Here is a 21,633-nt window from a genome sequence, read left to right as displayed (position 1 = left end):
GGAGTACTTAACGATCTATAAGAACAAAGTCACGATATCAGGCCGGATATTCAGCCGACTCGATAACAATGCCTCGAAAGGGCTTCAACAAGGAGAGAACATGAGCGATTTCAACCAACCCATGGGTGGCAACGAGATGCCCCGCTTCGGTGGCCCCGCCACCATGATGCGATTGCCCGCGCAGGACACCGCCGAGGATCTGGATGTTGCCTTCGTCGGCATTCCCATGGATATCGGCACCTCCAACCGCCCAGGAACGCGCCTGGGGCCGCGGCAAATTCGCGATGAGTCGCGCATGCTGCGCCCTTACAACATGGCGACCCGAGCCGCCCCCTTCGACAGCTTGCAGGTCGCCGATATCGGCGACGTGCCGATCAATACCTTTAACCTGCTTAAGAGCGTAGAGATCATCACTGCGTTTTACGACCGGCTGCTGGAACACAACTGCATACCCTTGACCCTGGGTGGCGAGCACACCATCACGCTGCCCATCCTGCGCGCCATCGCCAAGCGTCACGGCCCGGTGGGACTGATTCACATCGATGCCCATGCCGACGTCAACGATCACATGTTCGGCGAGCCGATCGCCCATGGCACTCCCTTCCGTCGTGCGCAAGAAGAGGGGCTGCTTGATGCGCAACGGGTCGTCCAGATCGGCCTTCGTGGCACCGGCTACTCCGCCGATGACTTCGATTGGTGTCGGGAGCAGGGCTTCCGTGTGGTCACCGCCGAGGCTTGCTGGTATCGCTCTCTCGCGCCACTGATGGCCGAGGTGCGTGAGCAGATGGGCGATGGCCCAGTCTATATCACCTTCGACATCGATGGGCTCGACCCCTCGGTCGCCCCCGGCACCGGCACGGTGGAGATGGGTGGCCTGACCGCCTCCCAAGGGCTCGAGATCGTGCGCGGTGCGGCCGGTCTGAACATCGTGGGCGGCGACTTGGTCGAGGTCTCGCCACCCTATGACACCAGCGGAAATACCGCCCTCATGGGCGCCACCCTGCTCTACGAGATGCTTTGCGTGCTGCCCGGCGTCATGCGCCGCGATTGAGATTCCCGGCCACGCCGATACAACAACGATAATTCAAGCTGAGGTACTGTATGTCATCTTCCCTCGATATATCCGACAACATAGCGCTTGAGGGCGCCCCTCTATCTCGGCATGGACTGATTAAGTTCCTCGTGCCTTCGCTGCTCGGCGTGCTGCTTTTCTTGGTGCCCTTCTCCGTGGGCGGTACCATCAACATCGGCATGGGGTTCGCCGCCGATGGCCTCAAGGCCCTGCTGGGGAATGCCCTGCCGGCCATCGCTACGGTAGTACTATGCCTGTCCGTGGCACTGACCCTGGTGGTCAAGTTTACCCATCCAGGCTGGGCGCGTGAGGGCAAGGTCGAGGAACTGTTCGACGTGGCGCCGCTGTGGGTTGTCATGCGGGCGTTGGGTGCCGTCTTCGCGCTGATGACCTACTTCCAGGTCGGACCGGAATTCATCACCGCCTCTTTCACCGGCGGGGTGATGCTTAACGACCTTGCACCGGTGCTGCTGACCTTCTTTTTCTTTGCCGCCATCCTGCTGCCATTTCTAGTCGACTTCGGCTTCATGGAGTTCATCGGCAGCATGGCAAGAAAGCCGTTTCGCCTGATCTTCAACTTGCCGGGGCGCAGTGCCATCGATGCCACCGCCTCGTGGATGGGCTCGGGCACCGTCGGCGTGCTGATCACCACTCAGCAGTACGAGAAAGGCTTCTACAACTGTCGCGAGGCGTCGGCCATCGCCACCAACTTCTCCATCGTCTCCATTGCCTTCGCGATTCTGGTGGCCAGCTTCATCGGCATCAACCACCTCTTCGTACCTTTCTACCTGACGGTGGTGGTCGCCGGTCTGGTAGCTGCGGTGATTGTGCCACGGTTGCCACCGCTGTCGCTCAAGCCCAATACCTACTATGAGCCGGTAGGCTGCCGCTTGCAGGAGGAGCCTACCGGCGACCAAGGCCTGCTGCGCTTCAGCCTGGGCATGGCCGTGGCCCGCGCGGAGAAAGCCCCGAGTCCGCAGCAGCTGGTGCGCATCGCCCTATTCAACGTCGCTGATATCTTCTTCGGCCTGCTGCCGCTGGTCATCGCCATTGGTACCGTAGCGCTGATCCTGGCGGAATTCACGCCGCTGTTCACTTGGCTGTCGATGCCTATCGTGCCGGTACTGCAGTGGATGGGCCTGCCAGAGGCAGAGGCCGCGGCTCCCGCTATCCTGGTAGGCTTTGCCGACATGTTCCTGCCGGCGGTTCTGGGTAGCAACATCGAGAGCGAGCTGACGCGCTTTGTGATCGCCTGCCTGTCGTTGACCCAGCTGGTCTACATGTCAGAAATCGGCGCCCTGCTGCTGAAGTCGAAGATCCCGATGAAACTTTGGGAACTGTTAGCCATCTTCCTGCTGCGCACGGCCATTACCCTGCCGATCATCGTCGTCATGGCCCACTGGCTGGTAGGATGAGGAACTCTGACATGACTTGTGCTGAACTGCTGATTCGATTGCTACGTGATACCTATGGCCTCGACACCGTCTTCGGTATCCCAGGCGTGCACACCATTGAGCTCTACCGCGGCCTGGAGGGAGGCGAAGCCGCGGGCATCCGCCACGTATCGCCGCGCCACGAACAGGGCGCAGGCTTCATGGCTGACGGTTACGCACGCGCCACCGGACGCCCCGGGGTGTGCTTCATCATAACCGGGCCCGGAATGACCAATATTGCCACGGCGATGGGTCAGGCGCTTGCCGACTCCATTCCCATGCTGGTGATCTCCAGCGTCAATCGTCGCGCCACCCTAGGAATGGGTCAGGGACGCCTGCATGAGCTACCCAGCCAGCAACAACTGATCGCCGGGGTCTCGCGCTTCAGCCACACCCTGCTCGATCCCGGCCAGCTACCCGAGGTGCTGGCCCGGGCCTTCGTGGTGTTTCGCAGCGAGCGACCCGGACCCGTCCATATCGAGATTCCCATCGACCTGTTCGATGCACCGGTCGCGGCACCGAGCCAGTGGCTACCGCCGATTCTGTATAGGCCGGCGCCGGACCCCCAGGGTCTCGCCCAGGCAGTAGACTGGCTCACGGCCGCCGAGCGCCCCCTGGTGCTCCTCGGTGGCGGCTGCGTGGATGCCCCCGACGCGGCGCGCCATCTGGTCGAACGTCTCGACGCGCCGACCGTAACCACGATCAATGCCAAGGGGCTGCTGGGCCGACACCATCCGCTCGACCTGGGCGCCAACGCCGCCCTGCCGGCGCTGCGCGAGCTGGCGGCGAATGCCGACGTGATCCTGGCGGTGGGCACCGAACTCGGCGAGACCGATTACGACGTGGTGTTCGACGAGGGCTTCGCCTTGACCGGTCGGCTGATCCGTATCGACCTGGATGCCCAGCAACTGGTGCGCAACCAAGCGCTGGCGCTAGGCTTGGTGGGCGATGCCGGCCGCAGTCTCGAGCTGCTGGTCGAGCGTCTGCCGCACCCCATGCAGAAGGGAGGTCGGGAACGCACGGCGCTGGCCCTTGCCAAACTGGACCTAGCCAACGATCCGGCCTTCGCGCCCTTCGTGCCACTCTATGCAGCCCTCGCGATAGCACTACCGGAGGCCATTCTGGTCGGCGACTCGACGGCCCCGGTGTATGCCGGCAATCACCTGGTCTCGCAGCCGGCGCCACGGCGCTACTTCAACGCCTCCACCGGCTACGGCACCCTTGGCTACGGCCTGCCTGCCGCAATAGGCGCCCAGCTCGGCCAGCCGGCACTGCCGGTGATCGCACTGGTCGGCGACGGCGGCGTGATGTTCACCCTGTCGGAACTCGCCACCGCCGTGGAAGAGCGCCTGCCGGTGGTCGTTCTGCTGTGGCACAACGCCGGGTACGAAGAGATACGCCGCTTCATGGATGCCCACGGTGTCGAACACCTCGGCGTCGACCTCAAGGCCCCCGACTTTCTGACGCTCGCCCGCGGGTTCGGATGTCGGGCGACTCGCGTCGACAGCCCCACCAGCCTCAGTGCTGCCCTAGCCAGCCGGCCTCTGGACGGCCCGATGCTGATCGAAGTGGACGCGACCGGTTGGCAGCGCTCGCTGGCGACCCCTCAATGACGGATACCCCCATGACAGGACTCGACATGCCCTGTCTCGACAAGCAGTTCATCAACAACCAATGGGTGGCCAGCCACGGGCAGCGCCGCCTGACAGTCACCGACCCGTTCCGCGAGAGCGTGATTGCCGAGGTCACCGCAGGCGACCCGGCAGACGTGGATGTTGCGGTGGCAGCCGCCCGGCTCGCCCTCCCCGCCTGGCGGCGCCTGAGCGGTACCCGCCGGGCCGACTATCTTGACGGCTTCGCCGACGCGCTGACGAAACGCCGCGAGGCGCTGATCCGTCTCTCCTCGACCAATAACGGCAAGGCAATAGCGGAAGCGGCGATCGATCTGGACGATGCCATCGCCTGCTATCGCTACTATGCGGGACAGGCGCGGGCGCTGGATGCCCGTCAGGGAGAATCCGTCGCACTGGAGATGAAATGTGTCGTGGCGCGCTGCTATCACGACCCGGTCGGTGTCGTGGGACTGATTACCCCCTGGAACTTTCCGCTGGTGACCAGCGCCTGGAAGCTTGCGCCGGCGCTCGCGGCCGGCTGCACGGTGATACTCAAGCCCTCCGAGGTAACGCCGCTGCCCGAGCAGGTGCTGGCCGATATTGCCCTGGACATCGGTTTGCCCGCCGGTGTTCTGAACCTCCTGCATGGCGATGGACAGGGCATCAGCCGCCATCCCGGCATCGACAAGGTCTCGTTCACCGGCAGCAACCGGGTCGGCGAAGCCGTCATGCGGGCGGCAAGCGACACGACCAAGGGCATCTCGCTAGAGCTGGGCGGCAAGTCGCCGATTCTGGTTATGGAAGAAGAGGCCATCGAGCTGGCCAATGACAGCGACTTCGGCCTGGTCGCCACCGTGATCAGCGGCGACAGCGAACGCGCCCAACGAATCGGCCGTGAAATGCAAGCCGGCAGCATCTGGTTCAACAGCGAACAACTGGTGCTGTCAGAGACCGGCTGGGGCGGCTTCAAGCGCAGCAGTATCGGCCGAGAGCTCGGGCCCTGGGGGCTCGCAGCCTACCTGGAGGTCAAGCACATCATCGGCCCTGCTTCCTAATTTAATGGAGCAAACAGCAGCGCGATGCCCGTAAAACCATCTAAAAGCTGAAGTTCGCCGTGAAGATCAGGCTCTGGCAGAAACGACCTCATTGCTGGTGCTGTCAAAAAAGCTCGAAGCCTTGTACGGCGAGAACCCGGACAGCTCTATTCTGAGTCGGCAGCGTTGTTTAATACGTCCAACGCAATTTCAATTATATCATGGCGCCAGAACTCCTGATCGAACTCAACGACCTGATCATTCTGATCATAACTGGTTCGGGTAAGAAATAGCCCTGGCGCACCCGCAACCACATTAAGTTCTGCAGCCTGATCACCATTCAATGGTGCTGGGTACATATTCACCCGTGTTCTGCTGATACGAATGCCATAATGTTCGCGAAGAAGTGCAGTCAATGAGCAATCCAGAGGCAAATCCAGCAAACCCGGACATAATGTTGCATTAACATGAATGTGTTCGACCAAGACTGCACGCCCATCAATCGTCCTACATCGACGAAGCAAGTGTACTGGGGCTCCGAGCTCAATGCCCATAGTGCGATTTGTCCAAACAGACGCTGCCAATTCACTCTTTGAAAGAATTATCGTCTCCGGCACGTGGCCCTGAGCACGAACGTTATCCATGAAACTGATATTCTTGGACGGATCATAAAAAAGTCTTGGCGGTGAAACATACCAACCGCGACGAATTAAGCGATAGATCAGGCCCTCTGACTCCAGCTGCATTAAAGCCTGGCGCACGGTTACTCGGTTAAGATCATAAGTTTTACTAAGTTCTCGCTCTGACGGCAACTTCGCATGGTGTTGCAGCACAGATCTCTCAATATCGCCTGCCAGCTTATCCCTGAGCCTCAGATAAAACGGTATATGGAGATCTTTCATGCGGTGTATACCTGTGATTATAATCAGTAATCGGCGGAATTATACGTAGCGATTCGTACTTAAGCAACGCACTAACCCATGAGTTTGCCATGATATTCCGCTAAGTCCGGGGGCATTAAAAGCAGCCCTATTGGCTACGTAAAAATTCGAATAGAAGACTCCATTAGCGCAGATTTTCAGCTTGCAAGGGATACTGGTCTACACCATAATTACGGTACCGCTTTAAGGTAAAATATCTTCAAACCCGCAGCTCTAAACAAATCAGTAGAATGGAATCGTGGTATGAGCGTTTTTGCAGGGTTTCTGCTGGTTACTTCGGCATTTTTACACGCAGGCTGGAACCTACTCGGAAAAACCGTTCATCCGTCTCCAGCCTTTTTCCTAATTGCCACTTTGTTTTCCTGCCTATTATTGACTCCCGCTATTCTGATCAACGGCGAAGACTTGTTGTCGCTGCCGCCTCTGATATGGCAGCTTATTTTGCTAACCGGTTTTTTTCAGGCTATCTACATGTGGGCGTTGGCAGGCGCTTACAAACACGGTGCGATTTCCATTGCCTATCCCCTATTACGTGCGTTACCGGTATTACTTATCGCAATCATGACAGTTCTTCTGGCTCAGGGAGAAAGTCTTGGGCTGCTTGCCATGAGCGGCATCATACTAGTCTCGATCGGCTGCCTGATAATACCCATCCCATCTCTGCGAGGGATCAGCTTCCGTACGTTTATAAATATGTCGTGTTGCTTTGCATTAGTAAGTGCTCTTGGCACTGTCGGATATACACTTGTCGATGACAAAGCACTGACCCTACTCAGAAACAACGAAGCCTTGCAATTGTCTGTCAATGAAATAAGCCTGATCTACCTATTTTTTGTAAATATGAGTGCTTCGGTATGGTTATGTTGCATAGTGTTACCTAATAGGACTAGCCGCGAGCATGTGCGCGAGATTGTTCACAAACATCTTTCAAAAACCGCATTAACCGGCTTCGCCATGACACTCACCTATGCGCTGGTGCTGATTAGCATGGCCTACGTAGATAACGTCAGTTACGTAGTCGCTTTTCGCCAGCTCAGCATTCCCATTGCCGTCATTTTTGCCATCTATCTGCTTAAAGAGCCAGGCACACCGTCGAAATTGATCGGCACTCTGACCCTCTTTACAGGGATCGTTTTAATCAGCCTTGCCTAATATGAATGAAACCCGTTTCCAGGTTTTAAACCTCCCGTTTACTGGTTCGCGCCGGCGAGCAACGCCAAGGCTGCAGAATGCAATTCTGGGGTCCCTGCCGCTATCACGGAACCCTCACTATTTCGATGCAGCGCGTTTCCCTGCCAATCCGTTATGACGCCTCCTGCTTCTTGAATAATTGGCACAGCCGGCATCCAATCATAAGGATGAAGACTCGCCTCGACTACCAGATCAATATGGCCAGAAGCCCGTAGCTGTAGCAATCGCCGCCATACCTGCGCAGCCTCACCGCAGATTCCAATTTTTTGAGGCGTGCAGCCTGACCAGTATTAAACATATTTGGTTCAGTGCTGAAAAGTGTGGCTGAACCGATGTCAGTAACATCGGATACGTTACAGGGGGCGCCGTTAAAGGTGGAGCCTTGCCCCAAAACACCAATCCAACGTTCGTTTAAGATCGGGATATCAATGGCGCCTATCAGAAACTGCTCTTCTCGCGACACACAGATCAAAGTCCCGAAAAGTGGCAGGCCGCTGATAAAACTTTTGGTGCCATCAATGGGGTCCAGCGTCCAGGTATAAGAGCCCGCTCCTAACTGATCCTCCCCTTCCTCCCCTACAATGCTGTACTCAGGGAAATGCTGGTGTATCACCTTGCGCATGGCTGCCTCAATTTCCTGATCGGCCAGAGTTACCGGGCTTAAATCTCTTTTGGCAGTTACTGCAAGCGACTGACGAAAATAATGCCGTGCTATGGTGCCCGATTCGGCAAGAGTCTCGTGCACAACCTTCAAAAGGGAGTCCTTCATATTCATGGCAATTTCCCAAGTCGAGAGGCCGTCTAAGACCGCCCGTGAGTTTAAGGAATTTGTGGCGTCTTAAAGCGCTGGTGTTCGCCAGAGCGAGCAGCCGCGAACGTAACTTCATAGTCAACAACCAGTGTATTATCCTTACGCTGGCAGACGTAATCACAATCATCATGGCCATGGCAGCAGCCGGCGCAATATCGCCGGCCCCTTCCATATTCAGAACGGACCAAGTGTGCCGTTTTCTATTCGCCAGTCTCAAGAACTGAGCGCGGCTACACGCTAGCAAGGCAGGGCAGCGTTGGTGTTCTACCTCGCGGTGCAACGCTATACTTTAGCCTTGATGATGTTTTCGAAATCACAACGACGGTTGCGTCGTAAAAGCCTGCTTAGCGACATTATTCAGGGGATTGACTCGGGTCGTCGCCCTAGAGGAAAAATCCGGCGGACTAGCGATTTTTGCAGGTTCGGTAACGCATAAAAAAACCAACCTCGTAACGAGGCTGGCACAAAGGCCCGGGTAGATGCTTCTGTCGGGCGAACTGAGCAGTGATCAATCTGCGTAATGCTGTGGCCACTGGGGTGGTTCACGTAGGTTGAGAACGAGAAACTCCCCAAAGCCGTTCCCGGTGTGCCATCAGCTTCGCGGTTGTACTGTTCGCGCAAATCTCCAATGGCATTCGGTTGGGCTGCTGCAATGCCCGCTTCCTGCAGAATGTCTGCCCAGTAGTTGGCCGGCGCTGTCTGGAAAGCTGCGCGTAAGAACTCGCTTCTTGCGCCCTGGCCTTCGGGTAGCCTGAAGTTAAATCAATAGAAGGACACAAGCATGTAGATCCTAAAGCACAGTGCTGCCGGACGCGGGTTCAATTCCCGCCGCCTCCACCAACCAAGAGTTTCAAGGGGTCCAGCGAGATCTACTGAAACGCCCTAAAGCCCCGATTTCGGGGCTTTTTTTATGCCTGCCTTATCCATATTGATCCACTGGCATCCACGCTCACTTGTGGGTAACATTGTGGGTAACAGCACTTTTTCAGAAGTCGTTACCCACAAATTGGACAATCATGGCCCACCAGCTCAACAAACTCTCTGCCAACGAAGTCAAAAATGCCAAGGGCTCCGGTAAGATACGGAAGCTGGCAGACGGTGGCGGCCTGACACTGATCCTCAAGGGCGAGTCCAAATATTGGTGGCTAAGGTATCGTTTTGCGGGTAACGAGAAGACACTATCGCTGGGCAGTTACCCACAAGTGACTCTCGCAGCTGCGCGCCGGGCTCGCGATGAAGCCAAAGCATTACTCCAGCAGAACACCGACCCGAACTCTCACCGACAGCGGGAATCCACACGGAGGATATCAGACAGCGAGAATACTTTTCGCACGCTCTGTGAGGACTGGTATAAGCAGAAACACTCTGTTGAAGTGACGGAGGCGCATGCAGTCCGGAACTAGAGAAGACTAGAGATCTACACCTTTCCTCTACTGGCCAGGCGCCCTATCCGTTCCATTCTGCCCGCAGATGTCCTGCAAGCCCTGGATGCCATTGTCAAAAAAGGCAACACAGAGACCGCTCACAGGGTCAAAACCCTCATTAGCCTGGTATTCCGGTATGCAGTTGCAACATCGAGGGTCGACTCCGACGTTACCCGCGATCTGACCGGTTACTTACCCAACACGCAAGTGAAACACCAGCACGCGTTGGTTCGCCCCGAAGAAGTCTCACAGCTATTAAAAGATATCCATGCTTATCAGGGCCACTTTGCAACCTCAGCCGCCTTGAGGATTTCCCCGCTAGTGTTTACGCGTCCCGGAGACACCAGACAGATGCTCTGGGAGCAAGTAGTTTTCGACAAGGCGCAATGGGAGCTACCATCGACAAAAAACGGCGCACCCTTGATTGTCCCCCTGTCGCATCAGGCATTAGCCATACTCAAGGAATTAGAGCCAGTCACGGCGCACCGCAGTCGTTATGTATTTCCCAACGCCAGGGATGCAAAACGGCCTATGAGCAATGTTGCTATCAAAGCTGCACTTGATCGAATGGGATACGGGGGAAAGATGACCGCCCATGGATTTCGGGCGATGGCCCGGACTCTACTGCAGGAAGAACTCAAGTACCCCGTCCACCTGATCGAAATGCAATTAGCCCATCGTGTTGCGGACATGCACGGCCGCGCCTATAACAGGACAGAGTTCATCGATGATCGCAAAGAGATGATGCAAGCTTGGGCAGATTACCTAGACAATCTCAGGCACCCGCCTGACTCCACCCATTAATTGACATCGTGAGCCCGAAACAAGATGAGCAACCCAGCGAACCCATACAAATACCCGCCACGAGTTAAAATTCCTAAGCCAATACCCCCGACGAAGAGCGATCAGGTAAGGGCAATTGTCGACCTCACATTGTCCGTCATGCAGAAACGCTTGCATAAAAACGGAAATGTTTACCTCGTAGATACTGAAACCAGAAAGGTCTTCTTCATTGACGAGGAGACAATTTTTAACAAGATTACATGCTTAGCATTCTCCAGGTACGGTATCGTTATTAGCAATTCAGCAATAGAAACAGCGAAACGTATTCTCAAAGCTGAAACTGACGCTAATCCGAGCAAGATAAGTATTAGAGTTGGTATAGGGCAGCACTCTTATTTTTTGGATCTAGCTGACGGAACGAATTTTATTCAATATTCATCAGATGGCGCTGAACAATTCCTCCTTAACCCCCAGTCTAAGCACCTCCTAGATGTTGATTTTTTACGACCGCCCAACCTTTCCCGCATCGACGCTAGAGTTCGCCATAATTCAGGTTTACCTGGGGCCTTGCTGTCGAACCCTGATGAAAAAGAATTTCCTTATCTGCTATCACAAAAATCGCCTTATCTGACTTATATACTAGGCCTGACCAACATTCCAGAAACATACTACAGCACTGTGATAACTTGGATGGTTTGCACACTTTTTCCGGAGAGAGACCAAACAATTCTGGAAATAACCGGTGCAGAAAACTCTGGAAAAAGTACCGCAGCCTGGATTATTAAAAGCTTGATAGATCCGACTGATAAAACATTAAATGAAGCACCAAACTCGTCAAAAGAATTACTTTCCCTCGCTCAAAATAATTACATAATTGCAATAGATAATGCAGACGACATTCCAGAGCCTATGCAAAAGCAGATTTATGAGCTATTAAACAATGGAATAAATAACCAGATCAACCACGGAAACTCGGGAAGTAACTGGACCATCAATCTAAGGAATCCGGTTATTGGTGTGAGTACATCCTCAATGCTTTCAAATCCACTTCTTATCAAAAAAGGAATATCTATTGATCTTCCAACACTAGATGCAGAAACCTTAAATGAAAATTTAGATCAGCTATTTCAAGAAACCAGATATCAGGCCTTACTTGAATTGGTAAATATTGCAGCCGGCACACTTAATAAGCCAAGATCACCATCACTTAAAATTAATGACGTAATATATTTTGACAACTTTGCACTAACGGGGGCAATGGTCTGCAAATATTTTCATGCCAATATTAACTCATTCACAAAAACACTTAGTGAGTTAAGAAGCGAAAGCAACGAAAATATCATAGATGAATCTGTTGTCGCCAGATCTCTTCTCTTATGGGCAGCTGAGAACCCTAAATATAAAGAACCAAAGCCGTTAAATGATTGGCAAAAATACCTCTTTAAAAACCTTCCAGAAGAAGACCGTAATGACTGGCCAAAAAGCACGCGGAAATTTGGTGCTGAATTAAAGAAAATTGCCCCTCGGCTTAAGAAAAAAGGAGTCTTTTGCCAATCATTAGGAAAGCAAGGATCGAACGTTTTTTGGGAGATTCGAGTCAGTGAGATCACTTGAATCCGCTAAAGACATTTAAGACATATAAGACATTAAAACGTAGTTTGGAACAATATTTTTTTATAAAGGCCAAGAACAGACCTGGCATTGGCCTAATCCGTGCGGATTTTCTCACGAATTCACTGTGCTTTTGCCTGCACCGTCCCACCGACGCTCCACTAAGTTTGTGATTATTTCTGCTTGAGCCGAACACACGACTTCCGAGTTGAGCATCGATTAGCGCTTCAGCTTATGATCATCAAAAAGCCCAATTCCCGCCCAACACCTCACTTTCTAGCGATACCTAAACTGGGGCCTGTCTCCATCGATTCATTGGCATCTATTATTGTTTACACGCTTGCCAGATCCTCTGAACCCATACGCTTTGGAGGACATACATGAGAGTACTGAGACTTAAAGACGTCATTGAAAAGACCGGTCTAGCGCGTTCGACTATTTACAAGTACGTTGACGCGGGCACTTTCCCCAAACCCATCCCTCTTGGCGGCCGGAGCGTTGGCTGGCTCGATTCCGAGATCCATGACTGGATCACAGGACGAATTGAAAAACGTGACACCCAAGACCACCCAATGAACTGCAACTCGGTTGCTTAACCGAATCTCCCGAAAATAACCGGTGCCTGCCCAAACAACCTTGATATTGATGCAGAGTAACGTCGTTCTGAAATACTTGTGCTCGCTCGAGCAACTTTAAATCAACAGTAACGGCACATCAGAAAAACAGGTGTAGGTTTTAAATAGTATTTACTTACTGGCTCCTATCTATCTATATCATCGTTATATAAAAACCAATTAAAGAACTAGATCAGACAACTTTAGGAAGCCTATCCATCAAACAGGTGAACTAGATGTTGTTGTGTCTGGCAATTGGATAACAAGGAAACAATCATGACTGAGACACCTTTTCTCTACAGATGCCCTAATGATCCAAACCTCTGGATTTATAATGGCTACTACTACAGTGGAATGCCGCTTATTTGGCAGCAGGGCCCGTTCATTCACAATTACCTTCAGCGTATTGATGAAACGATTCAGGGAGCAGTACGGGAGCATGCCAGTATAATGGCCGTTAGAGTAGACCTCAGACTTCCTCTGCGGTTTGACTGGACGCGTCAACCAGACTGGCGCCCTGTATTCAGCAGGTTCATAGCTTCACTGAAAGCCAAAATAGAAGCGAGACAGTCGAAGACCATACGAGATGGAAAAAGATTCCATTCGACTAAACTCCATTTCGTTTGGACCCGAGTGTTTGGACAAAGCGGCAAACCGCACTATCACTGCGCTTTGTTTTTCAATAAGCAAACCTTTCGCGGACTGGGTGAGTTCAAACCCTACTCAGGAAGCCTCTACGACATGATCAGCAGCGCCTGGGCCGGCGCACTCGGAATGGACCAACATGAGGTAGACGGGCTCGTGAGCATCCCCAAAAACCCCATCTATAGAATCAGGAGAGGAGAAAGATACGACGACCTTTTTCGCCGCCTAAGCTACTTCGCAAAGCTCGCAAGCAAGCTATTTGGATCAGGCAACCACAACTTCGGCTCGAGCAGGACTTCTAGCAACTGAGTAGTTGTATACTCCCAGCCCCTTCTCGCCTCCCCGCTTTGCCTCCCCGCTTTGCCTAAAAGAATAGCCCCTATAAAAAAGAAACCAAACCACCGCCAACGGGTGCGGAATTCGCCAAGTGTTTTAAGGGTGATATCGCCACAGAATACCAAGCAGGTATAACTAGTGAGTGTGGGTGCCGCACGAGAGCTACCCCAATGATCGAGTGGCCACGCTCCTCGAGTTGTTTCCCTGCCATCATCGATATTGCACAGTCTGCCCGTCAATTAGAATTCCGGTGGGTATACCATCGATCAATTACTCGCCATTCACCTTTTAGATGCATCAAGCGGAGCCTATCGTATAGATTAAAACAGAGAGCCGGCGCCGTGAATGCAGTGGTCGTTCATGGGCACCGGTAGACGGCAAACACGGGGTCAAGCAAGCCCCCTGTAACAGTTCCGACCGGAAACATTGTAGCCAACAAGGGGTTAGGCCCACACTAAAACACCATCAACACCGACATCGGGTATAACAGGCCTGGCACTCATCCAAGCTGCTGAATTCTGGTATGGTATTGCCTCAGGAAGAGTCTGGGACTTGTTGCCCTAGCCCCAGCTCACGCCTCACAAAACAACCTTCTCTGGGCTACCCTTGGGCAGTCACCAGTCAAGCATATCAACCGCATGGAGTAGTCCCCGAGTGAACGCCGAGAACAATAGTCAGATCGCCGCCTTTATCTGGTCCGTAGCAGACCTTCTGCGAGGCGATTTCAAGCAGTCCCAGTATGGCCGAGTTATTCTCCCCTTCACTCTATTACGGCGCCTGGAGTGCGTACTGGAGCCCACAAAGGACCAGGTACTGGTCGGCGCCCGCGCGCATGTTGATAAGCCAGACGCCGTTCGCGAGAAATTGCTGCTGCGCGAAGCAGAGCAGACTTTTTTCAATGCCTCACCGCTGTCATTGGGTTCGCTGTCTGACACTCAAACCGCTGACGATCTGATGAGCTATGTGCAGTCCTTCAGCCAGGATGCCAGGGAAATCTTCGAGCATTTCCATTTTGAGGATTTTGTTCAGCAGCTCAGTGCTAACAACCTGCTCTACCAGGTGGTGCAACGCTTCGCCAGCATCGACCTGAACCCCAAGCGCATCTCCAACTTCGGTATGGGGTTAATCTTTGAAGAGCTGATTCGCAAGTTTGCTGAAAGCTCCAACGAAACCGCCGGGGAACACTTCACCCCCCGTGACATTGTGCATCTGACCACCTCATTGGTGTTGACAGGCCAGGAACATAAGCTGCAGCCCAACAGCATCGTCACCATTTATGACCCCACCGCTGGCACAGGCGGCTTTCTCTCAGAAGGCGACGAGTACATTCAGCAGGTCAGCGATAAGGTGACCGTCTCCCTGCACGGCCAGGAGCTGAACCCGGAGTCTTACGCCATCTGCAAGGCCGACATGCTGATCAAGGGCCAGAAAGTCGAGCAGATCAAACTGGGCAACACCCTCTCCGACGACCAGCTTTACGATCTAAAAGCCGACATTATGCTCAGCAACCCACCGTTTGGGGTGGAATGGAAAAAGGTCCAAAAGCAGGTTACTGATGAACACAAGTTCAAAGGCTTTGATGGCCGCTTCGGCCCGGGCCTGCCCCGGGTCTCTGACGGCTCCCTGCTGTTTCTACTGCACCTAGTCAGCAAGATGCGCGATCCCCGGGATGGCGGCTCGCGCATTGGCATCATTCTGAATGGCTCACCGCTGTTTACCGGGGGTGCTGGCAGTGGCGAATCCGAAATCCGCCGTTACCTGCTGCAAAGCGATATGGTGGAAGCCATAGTCGCTTTGCCCACGGACATGTTCTACAACACTGGCATCTCCACCTATATCTGGATTCTGTCTAACAACAAGCCTACAGAACGGAAAGGCAAGGTTCAGCTGATTGACGCTTCAGACCGGGCCTCCAAGATGCGCAAATCCCTGGGCAGCAAGCGCCAGCTTGTCAGTGAGACCGACCAGGATGAGATTGTTCGGCTTTATGGGGAATTCCAGGAAACCGAGAAGAGCAAGATCTTCCCCAACGACGCGTTTGGCTACCGTCGCATTACGGTGGAGCGCCCCTTACGCCTGAACTTCCAGACATCTGATGAGCGCATTGCGCGCATCACGGAAGAAAAAGCGATCCAGAAACTGGAAGAAGAGGAGCAGGAGAAAATCCTCGCCGCCTGTCGCGCCATCGACAGCAACACCCTCTACCAGAATCGCCCAAGGTTCCAGAAGCTGCTGAAAGCTGCGCTGACTAATCACCAAGTCTACCCCGGCACACCGCAACTCAAGGCCTTAATGAATGCGCTGAGCGAACGGGACCCGGAAGCGGATATCTGCGAAAGCAAAGGTAATCCAGAGCCTGACGGCGGCCTACGGGACAACGAGAACGTGCCCCTGGGTGAATCAGTGTACGACTACTTCAAGCGGGAGGTGATACCCCACGTGCCGGATGCCTGGATCGACGAGTCCAAGACGGATGAGCAGGATGGTGAAGTGGGTATTGTCGGTTTTGAGATTCCGTTTAACCGCCACTTTTATGTGTTCACGCCGCCGCGACCACTGGACGAGATTGATGCAGACCTCAAGCAGTGCACCGACCGAATCAAGCAGATGATTGAGGGATTGTCGGCATGAGTTTTCCGAGGTATTCCGAGTATAAAGATACTGAAATAAACTGGATTGCCCAGATACCGACTGGTTGGCAAATAGCATCACTATCAAAACTTTTTTCGATAAAGGCAGGAGGTGACGTTAACACAGACGTATTTTCAGAAACTCGAACTCATGATCGTCCGTTTCCCATTTACACTAACGCAAATAACCCTAATATTGTTTACGGCTATACAAGTAAAGCTAAGTACGGGCCTAACTGTATAACGGTTAGCGGGAGAGGCTATGTAGGATTTGCGGCTTTTCGTGATCATATTTTTGATGCGATTATCAGACTTCTTGTTCTCACTCCTAAAAAAGATTTGAACTGTAAGTTTTTCGAGTACTTTATCAACGAGGTTGTGGATTTTAGGGAAGAAAGCTCAGCAATTGGACAACTTTCTACAAATCAAATAGCACCCTATAAAGTTGCATTTCCAGATTGCCGAGAGCAATCCAAGATTACCCACTTCCTCGACCACGAAACCGCCAAAATCGACACCCTGATCCACGAACAGAAGCGTCTGATCGAACTACTCAAGGAAAAGCGCCAGGCGGTGATCTCCCATGCGGTGACCAAAGGGCTTGATCCCGATGTGCCGATAAAGGATTCCGGGGTGGAATGGCTTGGGGATGTGCCGGCGCATTGGGGGGTCGCAACCATAAGACGTTTCGCAAAAGCCGTTCGGACAGGAGGCACACCTAGCTTGGAAATGCCCAACTCGGAGATTGCTGATGGAATAAACTGGTTTACCCCAGGAGATTTCAATGGCTCTTTAATGCTGCATGAGTCCGAAAAACAGTTGCGTATATCGTCAATTTCGTCGGGCGATGCGAAGTTGTTCCCTGGAGGCTCAGTTCTTGTTGTTGGGATCGGCGCAACATTAGGGAAAGTTGCTAAGGTCGATGACGATTTTTCCGCTAACCAGCAGATCAATGTGATAGTGCCTGGCAAGCGAATAAATGGGCATTTTCTTGTTTATAGCCTCTCAGCCCAGAAATCCCAGATGAGGTTTGTTTCCAACGCCTCAACCATTGGAATAATGAACCAAGAAAAGACCAAAGATATTGTCTTGGTACTCCCCCCAGTTGAAGAACAAACGCAGATAACTGAGAGTTTAGACCGTGGGGTTCAGAACCTTGATCAGCTTGTAATAAAAGCTGCGTCAGGCATTCTTCTACTTAAAGAACGACGCTCGGCCCTAATCTCTGCCGCCGTCACCGGCAAAATCGATGTCCGCGACTGGCAACCACCCGCAGATGAAAGTACTTTTGATAAGGAAATGCGCCAGGCAGAAATAAAGGTGACAGCATGACCCAAGGCCGCAGCATCCGCCTATTCCTGGTCGACGGCAGCCCCAACGGCCTCCTCACCGCCGAAATAATGAACTGGACCGGCCATGCTCTCACCGGCCCGCGCACCAAGCTCACCGAGCTTGTCCAGCGCCCCGAGTGCGGCCGCACCGGGATCTACTTCCTGGTTGGCCCTGATCCCGAGAACACACTGCGCCCGCTGGTCTATATCGGTGAATCCGACGACGTAGCCAAACGCCTCAAGCAACACAATCGCCCAGAGTCACAAGGCGGCAAAGATTTCTGGGAAAGAGTTTGCCTGATTACCAGCAAAGACCAGAACCTTACCAAAGCCCATGTGAAATACCTGGAAAGTCAGCTGATCGGCCAAGCCATTAAGTCAGGCCGCTGCGGGCTGGTGAACGGTACGGCCCACGACTACAGCGTGCTGCCGGAATCCGACCAAGCCGATATGGCGTTCTTCACGGAACAAATCCGCACCATCCTGCCGGTGCTGGGGTTTGAGTTCTTCCGCGACCCCTCCGGCACTAAACTGACGGGGTCAGGAGATGCCTCGGCGATCTCTCCGCTCTTCGAGCTGGAAATCCCCAAATATGAAATTCGTGCCCAAGCCCAGGAAGTGGATGGGGACTTTGTGGTTTTAAAAGGTTCCCATGCACGGGTTAAATGGGCTGGTTCCCAAAAGGGCTACGCCAATCTATTTGATCAGTTGGTGCAGGATGGGGTTTTGATGGAAGGCCCCACTGGCGGGCGAGTCTTTAGCCGGGATCACGGTTTCTCAAGCCCGAGTGCGGCAGCGGCGGTTATTTCAGGCCGCAGCGCCAATGGACGGACGAAATGGACACTGGTTGGCAAAAAACAAACCTACGGCGACTGGCAAAACGAGCTGGTCAGCGCTGAAGCGCCAGAGACGGAATAAGAACAAGGTCCTGAAACTGAACAAGGAGTAGCACAGTGGCCGATAGCCAGGAAAAGACCTTCCAAAAAGATATCCTCACTGCACTGGCGGGCCAGCAGTGGTTAATCGGCAAGTCTGCGGACTATGACCGTACCAATGCCCTGTACCCGGAAGACCTGGTCGGCTACTTCCAAGCGGCCTACCCGGACCGCTGGGACAAGTTCTGCAAGAACAACCCTCAGAACCCGGAACAGGTGCTGATCAAAGCCACCACCCGGGAACTGGATAAGCGCGGCACCCTGGAGGTGCTACGCCACGGTTTTAAGTTACCGGGGGTGAAAGTCGATCTATGCAGCTTCCGGCCCGACCATGGCATGAACCCAGACGCACTGAAACGCTACAGCGCCAACCGCCTGCGAGTGGTGGAAGAAGTGTCCTACTCCCCCCATGCCCGGGAAGGCGAATACAACCCGCGCCTGGATTTGGTGCTGTTCGTGAATGGCCTGCCCACCGCCACCCTGGAGTTGAAAAGCGAATTCAAGCAGTCGGTGGAGAACGCCAAACGCCAGTACCGCAAGGATCGCCCGGTCAAAGACCCCATCACCCGCAAGCCCGAACCTCTGCTCACCTTCAAGCGTGGCGCTCTGGTGCATTTTGCCGTAAGCCAGAATCAGGTCGCCATGACCACCCGATTGGCCGGGAAAGACACCTTCTTTCTGCCGTTCAATCGTGGCACTGAAGAAGGCGGCGCGGGCAACCCACAAGCGCCGGATGAAAACAGCTATGCCACCGCTTATCTTTGGGAACAACTATTCCAGAAAGATGCCTGGCTGAAGGTGATCGGCCGTTTTCTGCACCTGGAGAAGAAAACCGAGGACGACTTCCACGGCAAACGCACCACCAAAGAGACCATGATCTTCCCCCGCTACCACCAGTGGGATGTGGTCAATCAGCTCGTGGGCGCTACCCAAGAAGAAGGCCCCGGCAAACGCTATCTGGTGCAGCACAGCGCCGGGTCTGGCAAGTCCAACTCCATTGCCTGGGCCGCCCATCAGCTGGCCCAGCTGTATGATGCCGAGGGCAACAAGCTGTTCAGCTCGGTGATTGTGGTAACGGACCGCACGGTGCTGGACCGGCAGCTGCAGGACACAATCTACCAGTTTGAGCACGCTCAAGGCGTTGTGCGCCCGATCACCCGTGACATTGGCAGCCAGAGCAAATCAGAACAACTAGCGGAAGCCTTAGCTGAGCGTACCCGTATCATTATCGTCACCATCCAGACCTTCCCTGCCCTGTTTGAAGCGCTGGACAAGCATCCCCAACTGGCCTCCGGGCAGTATGCGGTAGTAGCGGACGAAGCTCACTCATCACAGACCGGCTCTTCGGCTACCAAGCTCAAGTCCATTCTGGGGGCCGCACTTCCTGAAGGTAAAGAGCCCCCCGAAGGTGAGGAAATCAGCGCTGAAGAACTTCTGGATGCAGCGGTCACCGCCCGTAAACCCAGCGAGAAAATCAGCTACTACGCCTTCACCGCCACCCCCAAGGCCAAGACCTTGGAGCTGTTCGGTCGGCCACCCAACCAGGACGAGCCAACGTCAGCCAGCAACAAACCGGAAGCCTTTCACCTTTACTCCATGCGCCAAGCCATCGAGGAAGGTTTTATTCTGGATGTGCTCAAGTGTTACACCACCTACTCCACCGCCTGGAAGCTGGCCCACCCCAACGGCGAGGATGACGAGGTGGACTCCAAAAAGGCCCGCATCAAGCTGGCCCGCTGGGTTCGCCTGCACCCTTACAACATCAACCAGAAAGTGGAAGTGATCGTCGAACACTTCCGGGAGCACGTGAAGCACATGCTGGACGGCCAAGCCAAGGCCATGGTGGTCACCAGCAGCCGACAGGAAGCCGTGCGCTACCAGCTGGCCATGCAGGCTTACGCCAAAGAACAGAATTACCAGGACGTGCACCCATTAGTGGCGTTCTCGGGCACGATTCTGCCGGATGGCATAATCCCCGAGGAGGTCTCGGAAAACAGCCAACTGCTGAATCCCGGATTGAAAGGGCGTGACCTGGCGGATGCTTTTGATACCGACGATTACAACGTGATGATCGCCGCCAACAAATACCAGACCGGGTTCGACCAGCCCAAACTCTGCGCGATGTACGTGGACAAAAAGCTGAAAGGTGTGGACTGCGTGCAAACCCTCTCCCGCCTGAATCGCACCTTCCCAGGCAAGCAGACCTTCGTGCTGGATTTCTTCAACGATCCCCAGGAAGTGCTGGAAGCCTTTTTGCCTTATTACACCAAAGCCGAACTGGAAGGCGTCTCCGATGCCCAGGTGGTGTATGACCTGCAGACAGCGCTCGACCAGGAACAGATTTACCACTGGAACGAGGTCGAATCCTTCGCCATCGCTTTCTATGACACCCGGGCGGCAGCCAGCAAGCTCACCTTCTTCTGCCAGCCAGCAAAAGAGCGCTTCACCAAACGCTATAAAAACCTGCTGGAAGAAAAGCAGTCAGCCAGAGCCGCACGCAAACGGGCCGAAAGCGATGGTGACAAGGTCGGCCTGACCAATGCCGAGAAAACCCTCAAGGATATCGGCGAGGGCCTGGACCAGCTGGATCTCTTTAAGAAGAACCTGACCAGCTTTGTGCGGGCTTACGAGTTCCTGTCACAGATCGTCAGCTATGAAGACCGGGAGCTGGAGCAGTTCTGCGTCTTCGCCAAGCACCTCTCGCCTCTGTTACGCATAGATCGGCTGGACGATGACGAAATCGATGTGTCAGAACTGGCTCTGACCCATTATCGACTCACCAAGCGCAACGAGCAGCAGCTTAAGCTTTCCGAGGAGTCCGAAGAGTACGCCCTTAAACCGCTTTCCGATGTGGGCTCCGGCAAAGCCCATGACCCAGAGAAAAAGCGCCTCTCTGAGATCATCGACACGCTGAACGACCTGTTTGGCTCAGAAGTGAATGATGAAGACCAACTTCACTTCGCCCAAGGTGTGGCTGACAGGATACGCCGGGATGATTCCGTGATGGCCCAGGTGAATAGCCACTCTCCTGAACAGGTAATGCACGGGTTATTTCCAAAGCGGGTGTCAGACATGGTGCTGGATGCCATGACGGACCATGAGAAGCTTTCTATGGAGGTGTTGGGCGATGAGCAAACACAGAGGGGGTTTGCGTTGTTGATATTGCGGATGCTCGCCGGATCGAAAACGGTTCCTCGGGAGCTATAACCTTACACTCAATGGCTATAGT

At 53.9% G+C, this 21,633-nt stretch carries 15 protein-coding genes and 1 pseudogene; 14 read left to right on the top strand and 2 right to left on the bottom strand.

The window, feature by feature from the left end; all coding sequences use genetic code 11:
* Positions 1-100: 100 nt before the first annotated feature.
* From speB to MELB17_RS02400, 4 genes are read left to right on the top strand one after another with little or no spacing between them, the layout of a single operon-like run.
* Positions 101-1,051, top strand: coding sequence for an agmatinase (speB, locus tag MELB17_RS02415; protein WP_007348538.1), 951 nt, complete (start codon positions 101-103; stop codon positions 1,049-1,051).
* 50 nt (positions 1,052-1,101) lie between these two features.
* Positions 1,102-2,487: a YjiH family protein gene (locus MELB17_RS02410; RefSeq protein WP_007348537.1), complete on the top strand. Its 1,386-nt coding sequence runs from the start codon at positions 1,102-1,104 to the stop codon at positions 2,485-2,487.
* 11 nt (positions 2,488-2,498) lie between these two features.
* Positions 2,499-4,118, top strand: coding sequence for a 5-guanidino-2-oxopentanoate decarboxylase (locus MELB17_RS02405; RefSeq protein WP_007348536.1), 1,620 nt, complete (start codon positions 2,499-2,501; stop codon positions 4,116-4,118).
* Positions 4,119-4,129: 11 nt separating this feature from the next.
* Positions 4,130-5,173, top strand: a complete 1,044-nt coding sequence (locus MELB17_RS02400) for an aldehyde dehydrogenase family protein (protein WP_227498763.1) — start codon at positions 4,130-4,132, stop codon at positions 5,171-5,173.
* A gap of 146 nt (positions 5,174-5,319) precedes the next feature.
* Here the strand turns inward: MELB17_RS02400 and MELB17_RS02395 are convergent, their stop codons facing one another.
* Entirely contained in the window at positions 5,320-6,054 is a 735-nt protein-coding gene (locus tag MELB17_RS02395; RefSeq protein ID WP_007348534.1) for a UTRA domain-containing protein, read from the bottom strand.
* Between the two features lie 282 nt (positions 6,055-6,336).
* On the opposite strand from MELB17_RS02395, the gene MELB17_RS02390 reads away from it, so the two are divergent.
* Entirely contained in the window at positions 6,337-7,245 is a 909-nt protein-coding gene (locus MELB17_RS02390) for an EamA family transporter (protein WP_007348533.1), read from the top strand.
* A 38-nt stretch (positions 7,246-7,283) separates the two neighbouring features.
* Here MELB17_RS02390 and MELB17_RS02385 read toward each other — a convergent pair.
* Positions 7,284-8,053 (bottom strand): annotated as a pseudogene (locus MELB17_RS02385) (inositol monophosphatase family protein).
* Positions 8,054-9,111: 1,058 nt separating this feature from the next.
* On the opposite strand from MELB17_RS02385, the gene MELB17_RS24900 reads away from it, so the two are divergent.
* The 9 genes from MELB17_RS24900 to MELB17_RS02340 all read left to right on the top strand — a co-directional run bounded on the left by MELB17_RS24900 (position 9,112) and on the right by MELB17_RS02340 (position 21,611).
* Positions 9,112-9,498 (top strand): DUF4102 domain-containing protein, encoded by a 387-nt coding sequence (locus MELB17_RS24900; RefSeq protein WP_007348531.1) that lies wholly within the window; start codon positions 9,112-9,114, stop codon positions 9,496-9,498.
* 12 nt (positions 9,499-9,510) lie between these two features.
* A complete protein-coding gene (locus tag MELB17_RS24895; protein WP_413540274.1) occupies positions 9,511-10,323 on the top strand; it encodes a tyrosine-type recombinase/integrase in 813 nt (270 codons plus the stop codon).
* 24 nt (positions 10,324-10,347) lie between these two features.
* Complete coding sequence (locus tag MELB17_RS02370) at positions 10,348-11,916, top strand: hypothetical protein (RefSeq protein WP_007348529.1); 1,569 nt, start codon at positions 10,348-10,350, stop codon at positions 11,914-11,916.
* A gap of 377 nt (positions 11,917-12,293) precedes the next feature.
* Entirely contained in the window at positions 12,294-12,509 is a 216-nt protein-coding gene (locus MELB17_RS02365) for a helix-turn-helix transcriptional regulator (protein ID WP_007348528.1), read from the top strand.
* A gap of 294 nt (positions 12,510-12,803) precedes the next feature.
* Complete coding sequence (locus tag MELB17_RS02360) at positions 12,804-13,481, top strand: inovirus Gp2 family protein (protein WP_007348527.1); 678 nt, start codon at positions 12,804-12,806, stop codon at positions 13,479-13,481.
* 681 nt (positions 13,482-14,162) lie between these two features.
* Entirely contained in the window at positions 14,163-16,139 is a 1,977-nt protein-coding gene (locus MELB17_RS02355) for a type I restriction-modification system subunit M (protein WP_007348526.1), read from the top strand.
* Positions 16,136-17,470, top strand: a complete 1,335-nt coding sequence (locus MELB17_RS02350; RefSeq protein ID WP_007348525.1) for a restriction endonuclease subunit S — start codon at positions 16,136-16,138, stop codon at positions 17,468-17,470. The genes MELB17_RS02355 and MELB17_RS02350 overlap by 4 nt, the downstream gene beginning before the upstream one ends.
* Entirely contained in the window at positions 17,467-18,387 is a 921-nt protein-coding gene (locus MELB17_RS02345; RefSeq protein WP_007348524.1) for a GIY-YIG nuclease family protein, read from the top strand. Before MELB17_RS02350 ends, MELB17_RS02345 begins: the two co-directional genes overlap by 4 nt.
* Before the next feature lie 35 nt (positions 18,388-18,422).
* Positions 18,423-21,611, top strand: coding sequence for a type I restriction endonuclease subunit R (locus MELB17_RS02340; protein WP_007348523.1), 3,189 nt, complete (start codon positions 18,423-18,425; stop codon positions 21,609-21,611).
* The last annotated feature ends 22 nt before the right edge of the window (positions 21,612-21,633 follow it).

The organism is Marinobacter sp. ELB17, from assembly GCF_000169375.1.
Lineage (GTDB): Bacteria > Pseudomonadota > Gammaproteobacteria > Pseudomonadales > Oleiphilaceae > Marinobacter.
This window is presented reverse-complemented; position numbering and strand designations above follow the sequence as displayed.

Bases quoted from the DNA above. Each gene is read 5' to 3' on its own strand.
- MELB17_RS02360 (WP_007348527.1), top strand. From the start codon at position 12,804: ATGACTGAGACACCTTTTCTCTACAGATGCCCTAATGATCCAAACCTC.
- MELB17_RS02370 (WP_007348529.1), top strand. From the start codon at position 10,348: ATGAGCAACCCAGCGAACCCATACAAATACCCGCCACGAGTTAAAATT.
- MELB17_RS02405 (WP_007348536.1), top strand. From the start codon at position 2,499: ATGACTTGTGCTGAACTGCTGATTCGATTGCTACGTGATACCTATGGC.
- MELB17_RS02410 (WP_007348537.1), top strand. From the start codon at position 1,102: ATGTCATCTTCCCTCGATATATCCGACAACATAGCGCTTGAGGGCGCC.
- MELB17_RS02345 (WP_007348524.1), top strand. From the start codon at position 17,467: ATGACCCAAGGCCGCAGCATCCGCCTATTCCTGGTCGACGGCAGCCCC.
- MELB17_RS02390 (WP_007348533.1), top strand. From the start codon at position 6,337: ATGAGCGTTTTTGCAGGGTTTCTGCTGGTTACTTCGGCATTTTTACAC.
- MELB17_RS02395 (WP_007348534.1), bottom strand. From the start codon at position 6,054: ATGAAAGATCTCCATATACCGTTTTATCTGAGGCTCAGGGATAAGCTG.
- MELB17_RS02350 (WP_007348525.1), top strand. From the start codon at position 16,136: ATGAGTTTTCCGAGGTATTCCGAGTATAAAGATACTGAAATAAACTGG.
- MELB17_RS24900 (WP_007348531.1), top strand. From the start codon at position 9,112: ATGGCCCACCAGCTCAACAAACTCTCTGCCAACGAAGTCAAAAATGCC.
- MELB17_RS02365 (WP_007348528.1), top strand. From the start codon at position 12,294: ATGAGAGTACTGAGACTTAAAGACGTCATTGAAAAGACCGGTCTAGCG.
- speB (WP_007348538.1), top strand. From the start codon at position 101: ATGAGCGATTTCAACCAACCCATGGGTGGCAACGAGATGCCCCGCTTC.
- MELB17_RS02400 (WP_227498763.1), top strand. From the start codon at position 4,130: ATGACAGGACTCGACATGCCCTGTCTCGACAAGCAGTTCATCAACAAC.